The organism is Mesorhizobium sp. WSM4813 (assembly GCF_055811555.1).
Genome location: NZ_JBVVQU010000009.1, coordinates 26,016 through 42,256, shown reverse-complemented (window position 1 = coordinate 42,256; position 16,241 = coordinate 26,016). Strand labels below are relative to the sequence as shown.

The window sequence follows — 16,241 nt, the reverse complement described above, 5'->3', positions numbered from 1 at the left end:
GGTACTACCGGTCATCGGCCGAAAAGGAAACCGTTGGCAGGCGGAACCTGCCGCGTCCTCGTGTTGACAAGCCTGACCGAAGCTTGAACATGTCCGGACGTAACGTAAAGCAGTGTCTGGAGGGGTTTATGGCAATGCGCGCGGCTCGTGGTCTGTCGATCTTTTTCCTTCTCTTTTTCACCTGGAGCAGTGTCGCGCAAGCGGCCGAAGCGCGCCGGGTGGTGACATCGGACAATTCCGATTATTTCGGTTTCGATCTCAGATCCGACCAGAATGTCAGCCTCGATCAGTGCAAGACGACTTGTCTCGGCGATCCCGCCTGCCGCGCCTTCACCTATAACCCCAAGGCCAAATGGTGTTTTCTCAAATCCGACTATAACACGCTGAAATCGTTCAAGGGCGCCGTCGCCGGCAAGGTCATCAACGTCGAAGGCGACCCCGATATCGGCGCGCCACCGGACCTCGCCTTCTTCCCTGCCTGGATGGCCGACCAGGCGCAGCAATACCGCAACAGACTGACGGGTCCGGCCTACACCAAGCCCACCGAAGGGCTGACGGCGCTAAGGGAGGCGGCAAAGCAAGCGTCGCAGACCGGCGACCACCGCGTGGCCATCCAAAAATACGAGGCTTTGATTTCGGTATTGCCCGACGATGGCCAGCTTTGGCTCGAACTGGCGCGGGAAACGCTTGCCGTGCAGCCGACCGCCAACAGCGCGGAGGCGTCCACCCTGCCGGCGGACGCCACCTCCGCCGGCTTCAACGCCTACAAATTGCTGCGCACCACAAAAACGCGCGCTGAAGCGCTGGCACTGCTTGGCGACGGGCTCGACCGCCGCGATCTCTCTCGGCCGGCCCTGCAGGCCTACGAAGCGAGCCTCGCGCTGGTCAGTTCGCCTTGGGTCTCGGCCGCCTATCAGGATCTCAAGGCCCGCAAGGGCTTCCGCGTCGTCGATCACACGGTCGACGCCGACACCAGCGCGCCGCGTATATGCGCGCAATTTTCCGAGGATCTGGTCAAGACCGGTGTCGACTACTCGCAATTCGTCACCGTCGACAACGCCGCCCCCAAGGGCGTCGAGGCCAAGGACAAGCAGATCTGCGTCGAGGGGCTCGAGCACGGCCAGCATTACGACGTGACCTTCCGCCCCGGCCTGCCGGCCGCCATTGGCGAGGTGATCACCGCGCCGGTGGTGCTGTCGATCTATGTGCAGGACCGCGCCCCATCCGCCCGTTTCACCGGCGACAGCTTCGTGCTGCCTGCCGGCGCGCGCCGCGGCATCCCGGTCGTCACCGTCAACATGAACGTCGCCGAAATGAAGCTCTACCGCATCGGCGATCGCTCGCTGACCCAGCTTCTGTCCGGCTATCAGTTCCTGCGCCAGCTTGACGGCTACGACATCTCCAACATTTCCGATCAGATGGGCGAGCCGGTCTGGCAGGGCCAGCTCGACATCGCCAACGACCTGAACAAGGAAGTAACAACGTCCTTCCCGGTCGACGAAGCGCTGCCGCAGCGCAAGCCCGGCGTCTATGTGCTGACCGCGCAACCAGTCGACGAGAATGACAACGACTATGATTCGCGCGCCACGCAATGGTTCGTCGTCTCCGATATCGGCCTGTCGACCTATACCGGGCAGGATGGGCTGAACGTCTTTGCCCGTTCGCTCGGAACCGCCAGGCCGATATCAGGTGCTGAACTGACGCTGCTCGCCAGGAACAATGAAATCCTCGGCACCGCAACCACGGACGCGGAAGGCCGCGCCGTCTTCAACCCCGGACTGACGCGCGGCGACGGCGGCATGGTCCCGGCCGTGCTGACGGCCAGGCAGGGTGACAGCGACTTCGTCTTCCTTGACATGGGCCGTGCCGGCTTTGACCTGTCCGATCGTGGCGTCACCGGGCGTCCGGCGCCGGGCGCGCTCGACGTCTATGCCTGGACCGAACGCGGCATCTACCGCGCCGGCGAGGACGTCCATGTCGCGGCCCTTGCCCGCGACGGCGCCGCCAAGGCGGTCGAGAACCTGCCGCTGACCTTCATCTTCACGCGCCCCGACGGCGTCGAGAACCGCCGCATCGTCAGCGACGGCGCATCGGCCGGCGGCCATGCCGTCGACCTGCCGCTCGAACCCAACGCCATGCGGGGCACCTGGACGGTAGCGATCCACACCGACCCCAAGCAGGCGGCGGTCGCTAGCCAGATGTTCCTGGTCGAGGATTTCGTGCCGGATCGCATCGAGTTCGACCTGTCCTCAGACAAGCAGGAGATCGCGCAGGGCGAAACTGCCAACGTCACCGTCGACGGCCGCTTCCTTTATGGCGCGCCGGCCGCCGGGCTGGCGCTCGAAGGGGAGCTGACGCTGTCGACCACCCGCGACTGGGACCGCTTCAAGGGCTATTCTTTCGGCCTCGCCGACGAGCAGTCGGCGGAACCGTCAGTCACGCCATTCATCGATCTGCCGGTGATCGGCGAGGACGGCAAGGCGACCTTCCCGGTTTCGGTCGACCAGTTGCCCTCGACCACTAAGCTGGTCGATGCCAAGGTTACGGTCAGGATGCGCGAGACCGGCGGCCGTGCCGTCGAGCGCTCGCTCAGCATCGGCATCCGGCCGCAGGGCCACATGATCGGCATCCGCCCCGATTTTGACGGCGACGAGGTGCCGCAAGGCGGCACGGCGAAGTTCAGCCTGATCGCCGTCGATCCCGACGGCAAGCGCGAGGCGCTGCAGGGCGCGCAATGGTCGCTGGTCAAGGTTGAACGCAATTACCAATGGTACCGCTCCAGCAATTCCTGGAACTATGAGCCGGTCACCTTCACCAAGTCGGTGGCCAACGGCCAGGTCGACTTGACCGCTAACGGCGAAGCCACCGTGTCGCTGCCAGTCGACTGGGGCCGCTATCGGCTCGAGATCGAGACATCGGATCCGGAAGGCCCGGCGACCAGCTACGAATTCGATGCCGGCTGGTATGTCAGTTCCACCACAACAGAGACGCCTGATGGCCTGGAGATCGCCCTCGACAAGGACAACTACGCCGCGGGCGAAGTGGCCAAGCTCAAAGTGTCGCCGCATTTTGCCGGCGAGCTGCTCGTCACCATCGGCGCCGACAAGCTCTTGAAAACCGTCACCGCCAGCGTGCCGGCCGGCGGCAGCACCATCGACATCCCGGTCGGCGACGACTGGGGCGCCGGCGCTTATGTCACGGCAACGCTGTTCAGGCCGGGCGATGCGCAGGAAACGCGCATGCCGGCGCGCGCCATCGGCGTCAGATGGCTGAAGGTCGATCCGGGCTCCAAGAAGCTCGCCGTCACCTTGACGCCGCCGGACAAGACCATGCCGCGCCAGCAGCTGTCGATCCCGGTCTCGGTGGCCGGCGTGCAGCCGGGCGCCAACGCCTATGTCATGGTCGCGGCCGTCGATGTCGGCATCCTCAACCTCACCAATTACAAGGTGCCGGATCCGGAGACCTGGTTCTTCGGCCAGCGCATGCTCGGCCTAGAAGTACGCGACCTCTACGGCCGGCTGATCGACGGCTCGCTGGGCACATCAGGCAAGCTGCGCAGCGGCGGCGACGGCGCCAACATACAATCGCAAGGCAGCCCGCCGACCGAAAAGCTGGTCGCCTTCTTCTCCGGTCCGGTCCAGCTCGATGCCGACGGGAAGGCGCGGATCGACTTCGACATCCCGCAGTTCAACGGCACCGTGCGCGTCATGGCCGTCGCCTGGACCGAGGACGGGGTCGGCCATGCCCAGTCCGACGTGATCGTGCGCGATCCGGTGGTGATCACCGCCGGCTTGCCGCGCTTCCTGGCGCCCGATGATTCGGCCGTCATGCGGCTCGATGTCACCGACGCCGACGGTCCGGAGGGCGATTATGCACTGTCGATAAACACGACCGGCAATCTTTCGACCGGCAGTGCCGCCGTGCCCGAAAAGCTGACGCTCGCCAAGGGCAAGCGGCAGACGCTGACCGTGCCGCTGATCGCTGGGACGCCGGGTGACGCCTCGATCACCATCAATCTCGCCCATGCCGACGGCACCGCTGTCGAGCAGACGCTCTATGTTCCGGTGCGGCCGGCGCAATTGCCGGTGACCACCCGCATGGTGGTCGACCTCAAGGGCAATGGCGGGTCGCTGCGCGTCGACAAGGAGCTCCTGGCGGCAAGCCTGCTCGACGGCGCTTCGGTCAGCGTCGGCGTTTCGCAGGCGGCGGCCTTCGACGTGCCGTCGCTCCTGATGACGCTCGACCGCTACCCCTATGGTTGCGCCGAGCAGACCACCAGCCGCGCCATGCCGCTTCTCTATGTCAACGATATGGCGTCGGGCGTCGGCATGGCCAGCGACGCCGACCTGCACGGCCGCATCCAGGACGCCATCTACAAGGTGCTGAGCTATCAGGCCTCGGCCGGCAGCTTCGGCCTGTGGGGCCCGGGCTCCGGCGACCTGTGGCTCGACGCCTATGTCACCGACTTCCTGACCCGGGCGCGCGAGCAGAAATACGACGTGCCGACCCAGGCGATGAACCAGGCGCTGAGCAATCTGCAAAACGCGATCGGCTACGACCAGGATGTCAAGGATCGCGGCAGCGAGATCGCCTATGCGCTCTATGTGCTGGCCCGCAACAAGAAGGCCTCGATCGGCGATCTGCGCTACTATGCCGACACGCAGATCGAAGCCTTTACCAGCCCGATGGCTGTCGCCCAATTGGCGGCGGGCCTGGCGCTCTATGGCGACACGCAGCGCTCGGAAGCCACCTTCCAGGCCGCCCTGCAACTGGCCAATTCAAGCTCGGCATACGACTACTATAGGTCCGATTATGGCTCGCCGCTGCGTGACGGCGCGGCGATGCTGGCGCTTGCCGCCGAATCGAAGCCGGTGCCGACGATCGTGCCGGCGCTGATCAAGCGGGTGACGCAGGAACGCGCCGCCGTCAGATGGACCAGCACGCAGGACGAGTCCTGGATGCTGCTGGCGGCCCGCGCACTGAAGGCCGGCAATGATGCGATCGCGCTGACCATAAACGGCGCGCCGCATGCCGGCGCCTATTCGGACCAGATCGCCGGCAGCGACATTGCCAACAGCCCGCTGACCGTCGCCAACACCGGCAGCAACCCGCTGCAGGCGGTCGTCACCACGGTGGCCTCGCCGATCCAGCCGCTGCCGGCCAGCGGCAACGGCTTCACCATCGGCCGCACCTACTACAAGCTCGACGGCACCGAAGCCAATGTCACGGAGGCAACCCAGAACGAACGCTATGTTGTCGTGCTCAATATCTATGAGCAAAACAGATGGCCGTCGCGGCTGGTGGTCACCGATCTGCTGCCGGCCGGCTTCGAGATCGACAATCCGGGCCTGGTTTCCAGCGCCCAGTTGTCGAACTTCTCCTGGCTGGCCCAGACCGACGCCGCCCATCTCGAATTCCGCGACGACCGTTTCGTCGCGGCCTTCAATCCGAACGATGGCGACGGCGACCGCAACATCACGCTCGCCTATGTCGTGCGCGCGGTGACGCCGGGCACCTATGCCCATCCGGCGGCAACGGTCGAGGACATGTACCGGCCGCAATATTCAGCCCGCACCGCGACCGGGATGATGGAGGTCAAGGCGCCGTAAGGCAAAGATGGTGACGATCATGGTCATGGCGATGGCGATGCCCCTCATTGCCCTGCCGGGCATTTCTCCCCGTATAGAGACGGGGAGAAAGAGGCTCGCGGCGAAGTTTTCGCCAACCTCGAACGTCGCAGAAAAAGCGCCAGGGGTCGCGACAGCCTCCTTCTCCCCGTCACTATACGGGGAGAAGGTGCCGGCAGGCGGATGAGGGGCAGCGCCATGCTCTCGAGAAAAGTCCTTCACCGTACCGCCATCGCAAGCATCTCCTTGGCCGGCCTAGCGGCAATAACTATCGCCGCCCTTTGGCAGCTCGACCGCGCCTTTCCGCCGCCGCTGCCGGTCGCGCTAACGGTATCGACCGAAGTGCAGGACCGCGACGGCCAGCTGTTGCGGGCCTTCGCCACGCCGGACGGCTATTGGCGGCTCGCCACCCGCCTTGACCAGGTCGACAGACAGTTTGTCGACATGCTGGTCACTTACGAGGACAAGCGTTTCTGGAACCATGACGGCGTCGACGTGCTGGCGCTGGCTCGCGCCGCCGGCCAGTTCGCGACCAATGGCCGTATCGTCTCCGGCGGCTCGACACTGTCGATGCAGCTCGCTCGGCTGACCGAACCGCGCGACAGCCGCAGCCTCGGCTCCAAGATCAAGCAGCTGCTGCGCGCCCTACAGATCGAGCGGCGGCTCACCAAGCGCGAGATCCTCGAACGCTATTTGACGCTGGCTCCCTATGGCGGCAATCTCGAAGGCGTGCGCGCCGCCTCGCTGGCCTATTTCGGCAAGGAGCCGAAGCGGCTGACGGTCTCGGAGGCGGCCCTGCTCGTCGCCCTGCCGCAATTGCCGGAAAAGCGCCGGCCCGACCGCAACCTTTCAATCGCCCACGCCGCCCGCGACCGCGTGCTGACGCGCATGGTCTCATCAGGCTTGCTCGGCGAGCGCGAGGCCGCACGTGCAGCGCTCGACGACGTTCCTGCTATCCGTCGCACGCTGCCGGCGCTGGCCGCCCACGCCACTTATGCAGTGCTGCCCAGGGCCGTCCCTGGCAAGCCGCTGCGACTGACGATCCGCAAGAGCGTCCAGGAAGGGCTGGAACAGGTGGCCGGGGATGCCGCAACCAGGCTCGGCCCCCGCCTGTCCGTCGCCATGATGCTGGCCGACGCCCGCACCGGTGACATCCTCGGCGAAGTCGGCTCCGCCAATTATTTCGACGCCAGCCGCTCCGGCTGGATCGACATGACCAGGATCGTCCGCTCGCCCGGTTCGACGCTGAAGCCGTTCATCTACGGGCTCGCCTTCGAACAGGGACTGGTGGCGCAGGAAACGCTGATCGACGACAGGCCGACGGACTTTTCCGGCTACCGCCCGAAGAATTTCGACATGGGCTACCAGGGCGACGTCAGCATCCGGCAAGCGCTGCAACTGTCGCTCAACGTGCCGGCGATCAGTGTGCTCGACGCGGTCGGGCCGGCGCGGCTGCTCGCGCGCTTCCGGCAGGCCGGCGTCGCGCCGATCCTGCCGGTCAACAAGGCGCCGGGTCTCGCCATCGGCCTCGGTGGCGTCGGCGTGACGCTGCGCGACCTCGTCCAGCTCTATGCCGGGCTCGCCAATGGCGGCAAGGCACACACGCTGCATGACGGCACCGAGCCGGCAAATGCCAAACGCTCCACCGCTACCATCCTCGACGATCAGGCGAACTGGCAGATCACCGACATATTGTCGGGCGTCAAGCCGCCCGAGGGCGCCGCCAAGCGCGGCATCGCCTACAAGACCGGCACCTCCTACGGCTACCGCGACGCCTGGTCGGTCGGCTTCGACGGGCGCTACGTGCTGGGCGTCTGGGTCGGCCGCCCCGACGCCGGCGCAGTGCCCGGCCTGTCCGGCTATGTCTCGGCCGCACCGATCCTGTTCGAGGGCTTTGTCCGCTCCGGCCTGGCTGCCATGCCGCTGCCAAGCCAGCCAGCCGGCGTCGTCAAATCCAGGCGCGACGAACTGCCGGTGACTTTGGCGCGCTTCGGTTCTGGCGCCGACGGGCTGGTCCAGACAACGCCGACCGAGCCCGCGCCAACGATCATCTTTCCGCCCGACGGCGCCCGCGTCGATCTCGGCACCACCGCCGCCGAGGCCTCGCCGCTAGTGCTGAAGCTGCAGGGCGGCCGCGCGCCGTTCCGCTGGCTGGCCAATGGCAAGCCGCTGGTCGGCATCGACCGGCGACGCACCGCGACCTGGCAGCCCGACGGCGCCGGCTATGCGACCCTGACCGTGATCGATGCGGCCGGGCGCGCGGCCAGCGTGAAAGTGTTCGTTGAATAGAATGCGCCAAGCTATTGCGCGCATTGCATTTTGCGCATTGCAGTCGGCGGCCGGTATTGCCACCGCTGCTGCCGCAGACCTCCCGGCCGGCTTCGTTCGGCTGGCCGACATCGATCGCACCATCCGGCAGGACATCCGCTACGCCGGTTTTAACAATTTCCTGCACCGCAGGGCGGCCGGCTACGACGCGCCGGTATGTATCCTCACCGGGCAAGCGGCGAAAGCGCTTTCCGGCGTCCAGAAAGTGATTGCCGCCGAGGGCCTGACGCTGGTCGTGTTCGACTGCTACCGCCCGGCGCGCGCCGTCTCCGACATGGGCGAATGGACCAGGGAAGGCGGACCACCCGACCCGCAATGGTATCCGACGGTCAAGCGCAAGGACCTCATCGCCAAGGGCTATATCGGCGAACTGTCGACGCATTCGCGCGGCTCGACCGTCGATGTCGCCATCGCGCGAGCCGACCGCAACACCGCCCCGAAACCGGCCTGCGGCGTATCAGATGCCGACACGCTCGATTTCGGCACCGGCTTCGACTGTTTCGACCCGATGAGCGAAACGGCGCACCGTCCGCTCGCCGGGGAAGCAACCGCAAACCGCAAGAGGCTTGTCGAGGCCATGCGCGCCGGCGGCTTCAGGAACTATGCCCGCGAATGGTGGCACTTCACGCTGGAAAACGAGCCGTTTCCAAAGCAGCGCTTCGATTTTCCCCTCACCGCCGACTAAATCACTGATCGCTGCGCAGCAAATCGAGTCCAGACCACATCGAGCCATCGCCGAGGCGCGACCTTTCTCCAGATAGATCGCTTCACGAGCCCGGATTCGGCACCCCGGCGTCGAGAGGAAGGAATTTCTTCAGGAGCCCAAAGATCGGCGGAAAATTGCTTCGAACGGACAAAAAAAGCAACATTGAGTGCATCTAATTTCTACCAATTCAGTAGATTGAGGTGATCTCAACGGAGGCGTAAATGACCAATCCTCATTTCAGGAAACTGCTCGGCGCCCTGGTCGCTGCATCGGTCCAATTCGGAACACTCGGTTTCGCGTTTGCCGATACCACCATCCTCAACGTGTCCTATGATCCGACGCGTGAGCTGTACAAGCAATTCGACGAGGCCTTTGTCGCCCACTGGAAGGCCGAGACCGGTGAAACGGTAACCGTCCAGCAGTCGCATGGCGGGTCGGGCGCGCAGGCCCGCGCTGTGATCGACGGCCTCGACGCCGACGTGGTGACGCTGGCGCTCGAAGGCGACATCAACGCCATCGTGGAGAAATCGAAGAAGATCAATCCCGACTGGCGGACCAAGTTCGAGAAAAACTCGGCGCCCTACACCTCGACCATCATCTTCCTCGTCCGCAAAGGCAACCCGAAGGGCATCCACGACTGGGGCGATCTGGTCAAGGACGACGTCCAGGTGATCACGCCGAATCCCAAGACCTCAGGCGGGGCACGCTGGAACTATCTCGCCGCCTGGGCCTATGCCAACGCCAAGGATGGCGGTGACGAGGCCAAGATCAAGGAATTCGTCGGCAATCTCTACGCCCATGTTCCGGTGCTCGATACCGGTGCGCGCGGTGCGACCGTGACCTTCGCGCAAAAAGGCCTGGGCGACGTGCTGCTGGCCTGGGAAAACGAGGCCTATCTGGCGCTCGACGAATTCGGTGCCGATAATTTCGATATCGTTTACCCGCCGACCTCGATCCTGGCCGAGCCGCCGGTCGCCGTGGTCGACGCCAATGTCGATGCCAAAGGCACGCGAAAAGTTGCCGAAGCCTATCTGAGCTACCTCTACTCCAAGGAAGGTCAGACGCTGATCGCCAAGAACCACTATCGCCCGTCAAAGCCAGATTTGGTCCCGGCGGAGGACCTCGCCAAACTGCCTGAGATCAAGCTGATCACCATCGACGATCCGCTTTTTGGCGGTTGGAAGAAAGCACAGCCTTACCATTTCGGCGACGGTGGTATATTCGACCAGATCTACAAGCCGGCCCAGTAGACCCAGTAAGCTAGATTCTAGATCAGGACGACATGACCACAGCACCCGCCAAGGCGGGGTGGCGGTTCAGACAGCCGAGCGTGATTCCGGGTTTCGGATTGACGCTCGGCTTCTCGCTTGCCTACCTCACGCTCATCATCCTTATTCCCCTGTCGGGGCTGATCTGGCGATCGGCCGCGCTCGGCTGGGCCGATTTCTGGGCGATCGCCACCGACCGCCGCACCATCAACGCGCTTGAAATCAGCTTCGGCACCGCCTTCATTGCCGCCATGGTCAATGTCGTCTTCGGCACGATCGTCGCCTGGGTGCTGGTGCGCTACAACTTTCCTGGCCGCCGCATCGTCGATGCCATGGTCGACCTGCCCTTCGCGCTGCCGACGGCGGTGGCCGGCATCGCGCTGACCACGCTCTACGCGCCGAATGGCTGGCTCGGTAGCCTGCTGGCACCGCTCGGCATCAAGGTTGCCTATACGCCGCTCGGCATCGTCATCGCGCTGATCTTCATCGGCCTGCCTTTCGTCGTGCGCACCGTCCAGCCGATCATGGAGGAGATCGACAAGGAGGTCGAGGAAGTGGCCGCCACGCTCGGCGCCAACCGCTTACAGACCATCGCCCGGGTTCTGCTCCCAGGCCTGGCGCCAGCCATTGTCACCGGTTTCGCGCTGGCTTTCGCACGCGGTGTCGGCGAGTACGGCTCCGTCATCTTCATCGCCGGCAATCTGCCCTACAAATCCGAGATCGCGCCGCTTCTGATCGTCATCCGGCTGGAGGAATACAATTATGCGGCGGCGACCGCGATCGCGGCAATCATGCTCGCTTTGTCGTTCGTGATGCTGCTGGTCATCAATCTGGTGCAGACGTGGAGCCGCAAGCGCTATGGCTGATCCGGAGATCAAATCCTACGCACCGCACCACGAGAGCCAGTCGGCGGCAGTGACCGAAAGCCGCCCGGCGAAGGCCGTGCTGATGATCGTGACCTTTGCCTTCCTCGGCATTTTCCTGCTCTTGCCGCTGATCGTCGTCTTCAACGAAGCCTTCGCAAAAGGTCTCAGCGCTTACACGGAGGCGCTGACCAACCCAGACACGCGCTCGGCGATCCACCTGACACTGCTGGTGGCGGCGATCTCGGTGCCACTCAACGTCGTCTTCGGCATCTCCGCCGCTTGGGCCATCGCCAAGTTCGAGTTCAAGGGCAAGGCCTTCCTCACCACGCTCATCGACCTGCCGTTTTCGGTCTCGCCGGTCATTTCCGGCCTGGTCTATGTGCTTTTGTTCGGCGCGCAAGGCCTGCTCGGCACCTGGCTGAAGGCGCATGGCATCGCCATCCTGTTTGCCGTGCCGGGCATCGTGCTCGCCACCATCTTCGTCACCTTTCCCTTCGTCGCCCGCGAATTGATCCCCTTGATGCAGGAACAGGGCAATGGCGACGAGGAGGCGGCACTGTCGCTCGGCGCCAATGGCTGGCAAGCGTTCTGGTACGTGACGCTGCCCAACGTCAAATGGGGGCTGCTCTACGGCGTCTTGTTGTGCAATGCCCGCGCCATGGGCGAGTTCGGCGCGGTCTCCGTCGTGTCGGGCCACATACGCGGGCTGACCAACACCATGCCGCTGCATGTCGAAATCCTCTATAACGAGTACAATGCCGCAGCCGCCTTCGCCGTCGCCTCGCTGCTTGCGGGCTTGGCGCTCGTCACGCTGGTCTTGAAAACACTTCTCGAAATGCGCTACGGCGCCGAGATCGCCGCGACGCGCGGACACTGAATGCATGTCGCCCATAGCGGTTTTGGGATTACGACATGCATGAAACAAAGATTTTGATGTCGCCCAAAAGTGCGCAGCGGTTTTGGGATAGCGACATGCATGAAACAAAGATTTGATGTCGCCCAAAAGTGTGTAGCGGTTTTGGGACAACGACATGCATCGACAAAAAAGGGACGGTGGATGGAAGTTCGCGTTGCCAACGTGCGCAAGGAGTTTGAACGGTTTCCGGCCCTCCACGACGTTTCGCTCGACATCAAGTCCGGCGAGCTGATCGCGCTGCTCGGGCCTTCCGGCTCCGGCAAGACGACGCTGCTCAGGCTGATAGCCGGGCTGGAGCGGCCGACGAAAGGAAAGATCTTCTTCGGCGAGGAGGATGCGTCGCAAAAGTCGATCCAGGAGCGCAATGTCGGCTTCGTTTTCCAGCATTATGCGCTGTTTCGCCATATGACGGTCGCCGACAATATCGGCTTCGGCTTAAAAGTTCGGCACGGGCCGTCACGGCCGTCGGCGCAGGAAATCCGCCGCCGTGCCTCCGAGCTTCTCGACCTCGTCCAGCTTTCCGGCTTGGAAAAGCGCTATCCGGCGCAGCTTTCGGGCGGCCAGCGCCAGCGTGTGGCGCTTGCCCGCGCGATGGCGATCGAACCGGCCGTGCTTTTGCTCGACGAGCCGTTCGGCGCGCTCGATGCCCAGGTCCGCCGCGAACTGCGCCGTTGGCTGCGCGATATCCACGACGCCACCGGCCACACCACGGTCTTCGTCACCCATGACCAGGAAGAAGCGCTCGAGCTTGCCGACCGGGTCGTCGTGATGAGCCAGGGCAGCATCGAGCAGGTCGGTACCGCCGATGAAATCTACGACACGCCGAACTCGCCCTTTGTCTACGGCTTCATCGGTGAATCGAGCGCGCTTCCCGTCAAGGTCGAGGACGGCCAGGTCTGGATCGCCGACCGCCCGATCGGGCTGTCCGCGCCGCATGCACCGCAAGGCGAAGCGACGCTGTTCTTCCGCCCGCACGATGTCGAACTGGTGGACGAATGCAATGGCTGCATCGCCGGCACAGTCGCCGCCAGCCGCCGCGTCGCCGGCACCAGACGGGTGGAGCTCGAAATTGGCGGCGAGCGTCAGAGGGTCGAGGTCGAGCTGCCCGTCGACCATCCGGCGGCGCAGAAAAGCCGGGTGGCGTTCAGGCCGCGGCGCTGGAAGCTTTTTCCGGCTGCTCTATCCGGCCCTACACCAGCCAGTTCTCGACCTTCAGGCCTTTGATCCGGTTGAACTCTCGCGTGTTGGCCGTCACCAAGGTGGCGCCCAGCGCGTGAGCGTGGGCAGCAATAAAAAGGTCGTTTTGGCCAATGGTCTGGCCCATGCCTTCCAGCTCGGCGCGAATCGCGCCGTACTCGGCGTCCACCGGCACATCGAGCGGCAAAACAGGAATCTCAGCCAGCAATTCCTCGACCTTCTTGAGCAACTTGGCCGATCCTTTCCTGACGCAGCCATATCGCAGTTCCGAGGCGACGACGATGCTGGTACACACGGCGGCGTCTCCCACGCGCAGGATGGCGCTGACGGCTCTGCCTGCCGGGTTTCGGATCATGTCGCTGATAATGTTCGTGTCCAGCATGAACCTCATTTAAAAAAATCCTCGGATTTGACAGGCATATCGTCGATCTCGGGGAAGTCCTCCTCGGGACCGAGCCGCGGCTCTTTCGCCCATTGCGCGAGCAGCGCCGTGAGGCCAGGTTTGCGGACCGGCTCGATGACCAAGCGGTCGCCTTCACGGCTGATCAAGACCTTTTCGCCGGGGAGCTCGAACTCGACAGGAATGCGCACCGCTTGGCTGCGATTGTTGCGAAACAGCTTCGCCTCTTTCGGTGGCGTTGTTGAATGGCGGCGCTGGGGCATGGCGACGGCTCCTTTGTATATACCATTTGTATATGCCAGATTACGCCATGACGCAATCGTCTTGCCAACGCATCGTCTGCAACACTTGGGCCGGCCGAGAAGCATCGTGCATGCGGACGACATCAGCACCGCTGCCCAGGTGTGTCGAAAGAGCCTGCTTGAAAGAAAATCCTAACGACGGCCCGTAAGGGGAACATTTTTCTAGCGATAACGTGGCGAAGCCGTCCTACGTGTCTCGTCGCCCACCATGCCTTGCCGCTATGGTGGGCAATAAGCGCATTGCATTGGAGCCTGTTTTCATGAAGCGATTTTTGCTTGGCGTCGCCATAGTGGCCGGCCTGTTCCTGGCATCCTCCCAAGCCTGGTCGGCCGACAGACTGCTGAATGCGTCCTACGATGTCGGCCGCGAGCTGTTTGCGCAGGTCAACAAGGCCTTCATCGCCGAGCAACCTGGCGTGGCCATCGATCAGTCGCATGCCGGGACGTCGGCGCAGGCGCGTGCCATCGCCGAGGGCCTCGGCGCCGATGTTGTCACCTTCAACCAGGTCCTCGACATCGACTTCCTGGTCTCGAAGGGCCTTATCTCCGCCGACTGGCAAAAGGACTTCCCCGACAACGCCTCGCCTTTCTATTCGCTGCCGTCCTTTTTGGTGCGCGCCGGCAATCCGAAGAACATCAAGGATTGGAACGACCTCGTGCGCGACGACGTCCAGGTGATCTTCCCCAACCCGAAAACATCGGGCAATGCGCGCTACACCTATCTCGCGGCCACCGCCTACGCCAAGGAAGCCTTCAAGGGCGACGACGCCAAAGTGAAGGAATTCGTCACCAAACTGTTCAACAACGTGCCGATCTTCGACAGCGGCGGGCGCGCCGCGACCACCACCTTCGTACAGCGCGAGATCGGCGACGTGCTGATCACCTTCGAGTCGGAAACGCGCGGCGTCCGCAGGGAGTATGGCGATGACAAATTCGAGCAGGTGACGCCCTCGGTCAGCCTGCTGGCGGAGTTTCCGGTGGCGATCGTCGACACGGTCGCCGACGAGCATGGCACGCGTGACCTCGCCAAGACCTATCTCGACTTCCTCTACACGCCGCAGGGCCAGGACATCGCCGCCCGTAATGGCCTGCGGGCTCGAGACGCGGCGGTCGCCGCCAAATACAAGGCCGAATTTCCCGAGGTCCGCCTGCTGACGGTGGAAGATGTCTTCGGCGGCTGGGCCAAGGTCCAGGCCGAGCACTTTGCAGCGGGAGGCCTGCTCGACCAGACTTATGGTAGCCGCTGAAACAAGCAATCTTCGAACTTGATAAGAAAGCCGGCTTTGCCGGCTTTCTTCGTTTCGCGCATCCCGGGCGCACCATCCAAAACGTCACGAAGAATCAACGTGTTTGCGCCTACTGTGCCCTCGGACTGCTTGTTTTCGCGAAACTGCATCGTGCGACCAAAACGTCATGATTTGTACACAAACAACCGCCAGATGCGGGCGGTTGGGGTTTCATGAACTGAATCGGGCATGCTCACTAAAAAAGGCAAATACGGCCTCAAGGCCCTCGTGCATCTGTCCGGCTTGCCGGTCGGCCAGCTCGCATTCGTCAACGACATTGCGGTTGCCAACAACATCCCGAAGAAATTCCTGGATGCCATTCTGGGAGAGTTGCGCAATGCCGGCTTCGTCCAGAGCCGCAAGGGTAAGGAAGGCGGCTATCGCCTCGCCCGTCCCGCCTCCGAGATCAAGATCGGCCATGTCGTGCGTGTCCTCGACGGGCCGCTGGCGCCGATCCCTTGCGCCAGCCGCACCCAATATCAGCGCTGCGAGGATTGCGACGAAGCGACATGCCAGGTCCGGAACATGATGCTGGAGGTGCGCCAGGCGATCGCCGAGGTGCTGGACAATCGCAGCCTCGCCGCGATGCGCGACGCCGACAATGACGATTTTCCAGCCGAACTGACGTCGCAGATCTAGACTAGGGTGTGGTGATTTCCGAGAACGGAACGGAGCGTAACGTTTGGATACGTACCGGAGGCGCAGGAAGCCGCCATTTGCAGGCCGGGGCATCGCCTGACTATCAAAACACCCCAATTAGGCGCCCTAAAGCAGGATCCGCGCCGGCCACCCGCTCATGAATTCGCCTCTAACAGGCTCACGACGTCCCCGACAATGTCGGCGATCGGGCGCGTCGCATCGAGCGTCAATGCGTTCTCGTCGGCTGCCGGCGCTTCGAGCGTGGCGAACTGGCTGCCGACCAGGCTTGCCGGCATGAAATGGCCCTGGCGGGAGCCGACACGCTGCTTTGCGGTCGCGGGATCGATTTCCAGATAGAGGAAAACGATGTCCAGGCAAAAGCCGCGCAGACGCTCGCGGTAGCTGCGCTTCAGCGCCGAACAGGCGGCGACGACGCCTTGCCCATTGCCAATCGATCCCGCAATGCGCCGGCCGATCGCGTCGAGCCAGCCTTCGCGCAATGCATCGGTCAGCGGCTCGCCTCTTGCCATTCGCGCGACGTTTTCCGGCGGATGCAGCCTGTCGCCCTCGACGAAGATGGCGCCCAACGCTGCGGCCAGCACTTCGCCGACGGCCGACTTGCCACAACCGGCGACGCCCATCACCACGACGGCCTGTGCAGACCGAACCGAACCCCTCTGCATTTGTGCTGCCTTTTCGTCCACGA

At 63.7% G+C, this 16,241-nt stretch carries 12 protein-coding genes; 9 read left to right on the top strand and 3 right to left on the bottom strand.

Going from position 1 to position 16,241, the window contains the following annotated elements; genetic code table 11:
• The first annotated feature begins 128 nt into the window (after positions 1 to 128).
• From AC0L25_RS07160 to AC0L25_RS07130, 7 genes are all read left to right on the top strand, one after another.
• The gene (locus AC0L25_RS07160; protein ID WP_473594841.1) at positions 129 to 5,609 is read left to right on the top strand and encodes an alpha-2-macroglobulin family protein; all 5,481 of its coding nucleotides are present in this window, start codon (positions 129 to 131) and stop codon (positions 5,607 to 5,609) included.
• Between the two features lie 216 nt (positions 5,610 to 5,825).
• Positions 5,826 to 7,916: a penicillin-binding protein 1C gene (gene pbpC, locus AC0L25_RS07155; RefSeq protein ID WP_473594840.1), complete on the top strand. Its 2,091-nt coding sequence runs from the start codon at positions 5,826 to 5,828 to the stop codon at positions 7,914 to 7,916.
• Between the two features lies 1 nt (position 7,917).
• Positions 7,918 to 8,640: a M15 family metallopeptidase gene (locus AC0L25_RS07150; RefSeq protein WP_473594839.1), complete on the top strand. Its 723-nt coding sequence runs from the start codon at positions 7,918 to 7,920 to the stop codon at positions 8,638 to 8,640.
• A gap of 242 nt (positions 8,641 to 8,882) precedes the next feature.
• Positions 8,883 to 9,911, top strand: a complete 1,029-nt coding sequence (locus tag AC0L25_RS07145; RefSeq protein WP_473594838.1) for a sulfate ABC transporter substrate-binding protein — start codon at positions 8,883 to 8,885, stop codon at positions 9,909 to 9,911.
• A 32-nt stretch (positions 9,912 to 9,943) separates the two neighbouring features.
• Positions 9,944 to 10,795 carry a sulfate ABC transporter permease subunit CysT gene (gene cysT / locus AC0L25_RS07140; protein WP_473594837.1) on the top strand — a complete coding sequence of 284 codons (852 nt, stop codon included), beginning with the start codon at positions 9,944 to 9,946 and terminating at the stop codon, positions 10,793 to 10,795.
• The gene (gene cysW, locus AC0L25_RS07135) at positions 10,788 to 11,672 is read left to right on the top strand and encodes a sulfate ABC transporter permease subunit CysW (RefSeq protein ID WP_473594836.1); all 885 of its coding nucleotides are present in this window, start codon (positions 10,788 to 10,790) and stop codon (positions 11,670 to 11,672) included. The genes cysT and cysW overlap by 8 nt, the downstream gene beginning before the upstream one ends.
• 180 nt (positions 11,673 to 11,852) lie before the next feature.
• Positions 11,853 to 12,935, top strand: a complete 1,083-nt coding sequence (locus AC0L25_RS07130) for a sulfate/molybdate ABC transporter ATP-binding protein (protein ID WP_473594835.1) — start codon at positions 11,853 to 11,855, stop codon at positions 12,933 to 12,935.
• Here AC0L25_RS07130 and AC0L25_RS07125 read toward each other — a convergent pair.
• Positions 12,901 to 13,299, bottom strand: coding sequence for a PIN domain-containing protein (locus AC0L25_RS07125; protein ID WP_473594834.1), 399 nt, complete (start codon positions 13,297 to 13,299; stop codon positions 12,901 to 12,903). The genes AC0L25_RS07130 and AC0L25_RS07125 overlap by 35 nt on opposite strands.
• On the bottom strand, positions 13,296 to 13,571 hold the full coding sequence (locus AC0L25_RS07120) for an antitoxin (protein ID WP_473594833.1): 276 nt from the start codon (positions 13,569 to 13,571) through the stop codon (positions 13,296 to 13,298). The genes AC0L25_RS07125 and AC0L25_RS07120 overlap by 4 nt, the downstream gene beginning before the upstream one ends.
• A 299-nt stretch (positions 13,572 to 13,870) precedes the next feature.
• Here AC0L25_RS07120 and AC0L25_RS07115 point away from each other — a divergent pair, with 299 nt between their 5' ends.
• Together AC0L25_RS07115 and AC0L25_RS07110 are read left to right on the top strand one after the other, a co-directional pair.
• The gene (locus AC0L25_RS07115) at positions 13,871 to 14,857 is read left to right on the top strand and encodes a sulfate ABC transporter substrate-binding protein (protein WP_473594832.1); all 987 of its coding nucleotides are present in this window, start codon (positions 13,871 to 13,873) and stop codon (positions 14,855 to 14,857) included.
• A gap of 228 nt (positions 14,858 to 15,085) precedes the next feature.
• The gene (locus tag AC0L25_RS07110; protein WP_473594831.1) at positions 15,086 to 15,535 is read left to right on the top strand and encodes an RrF2 family transcriptional regulator; all 450 of its coding nucleotides are present in this window, start codon (positions 15,086 to 15,088) and stop codon (positions 15,533 to 15,535) included.
• A gap of 155 nt (positions 15,536 to 15,690) precedes the next feature.
• On the opposite strand, the gene AC0L25_RS07105 is transcribed toward AC0L25_RS07110, so the two are convergent.
• A complete protein-coding gene (locus AC0L25_RS07105; RefSeq protein WP_473594830.1) occupies positions 15,691 to 16,218 on the bottom strand; it encodes a gluconokinase in 528 nt (175 codons plus the stop codon).
• Between the last annotated feature and the right edge of the window lie 23 nt (positions 16,219 to 16,241).

Excerpts from the sequence above, each read along its gene's own strand:
- AC0L25_RS07160 (WP_473594841.1), top strand. The coding sequence starts at position 129 with ATGGCAATGCGCGCGGCTCGTGGTCTGTCGATCTTTTTCCTTCTCTTT.
- pbpC (WP_473594840.1), top strand. The coding sequence starts at position 5,826 with ATGCTCTCGAGAAAAGTCCTTCACCGTACCGCCATCGCAAGCATCTCC.
- AC0L25_RS07150 (WP_473594839.1), top strand. The coding sequence starts at position 7,918 with ATGCGCCAAGCTATTGCGCGCATTGCATTTTGCGCATTGCAGTCGGCG.
- AC0L25_RS07145 (WP_473594838.1), top strand. The coding sequence starts at position 8,883 with ATGACCAATCCTCATTTCAGGAAACTGCTCGGCGCCCTGGTCGCTGCA.
- cysT (WP_473594837.1), top strand. The coding sequence starts at position 9,944 with ATGACCACAGCACCCGCCAAGGCGGGGTGGCGGTTCAGACAGCCGAGC.
- cysW (WP_473594836.1), top strand. The coding sequence starts at position 10,788 with ATGGCTGATCCGGAGATCAAATCCTACGCACCGCACCACGAGAGCCAG.
- AC0L25_RS07130 (WP_473594835.1), top strand. The coding sequence starts at position 11,853 with ATGGAAGTTCGCGTTGCCAACGTGCGCAAGGAGTTTGAACGGTTTCCG.
- AC0L25_RS07125 (WP_473594834.1), bottom strand. The coding sequence starts at position 13,299 with ATGAGGTTCATGCTGGACACGAACATTATCAGCGACATGATCCGAAAC.
- AC0L25_RS07120 (WP_473594833.1), bottom strand. The coding sequence starts at position 13,571 with ATGCCCCAGCGCCGCCATTCAACAACGCCACCGAAAGAGGCGAAGCTG.
- AC0L25_RS07115 (WP_473594832.1), top strand. The coding sequence starts at position 13,871 with ATGAAGCGATTTTTGCTTGGCGTCGCCATAGTGGCCGGCCTGTTCCTG.
- AC0L25_RS07110 (WP_473594831.1), top strand. The coding sequence starts at position 15,086 with ATGCTCACTAAAAAAGGCAAATACGGCCTCAAGGCCCTCGTGCATCTG.
- AC0L25_RS07105 (WP_473594830.1), bottom strand. The coding sequence starts at position 16,218 with ATGCAGAGGGGTTCGGTTCGGTCTGCACAGGCCGTCGTGGTGATGGGC.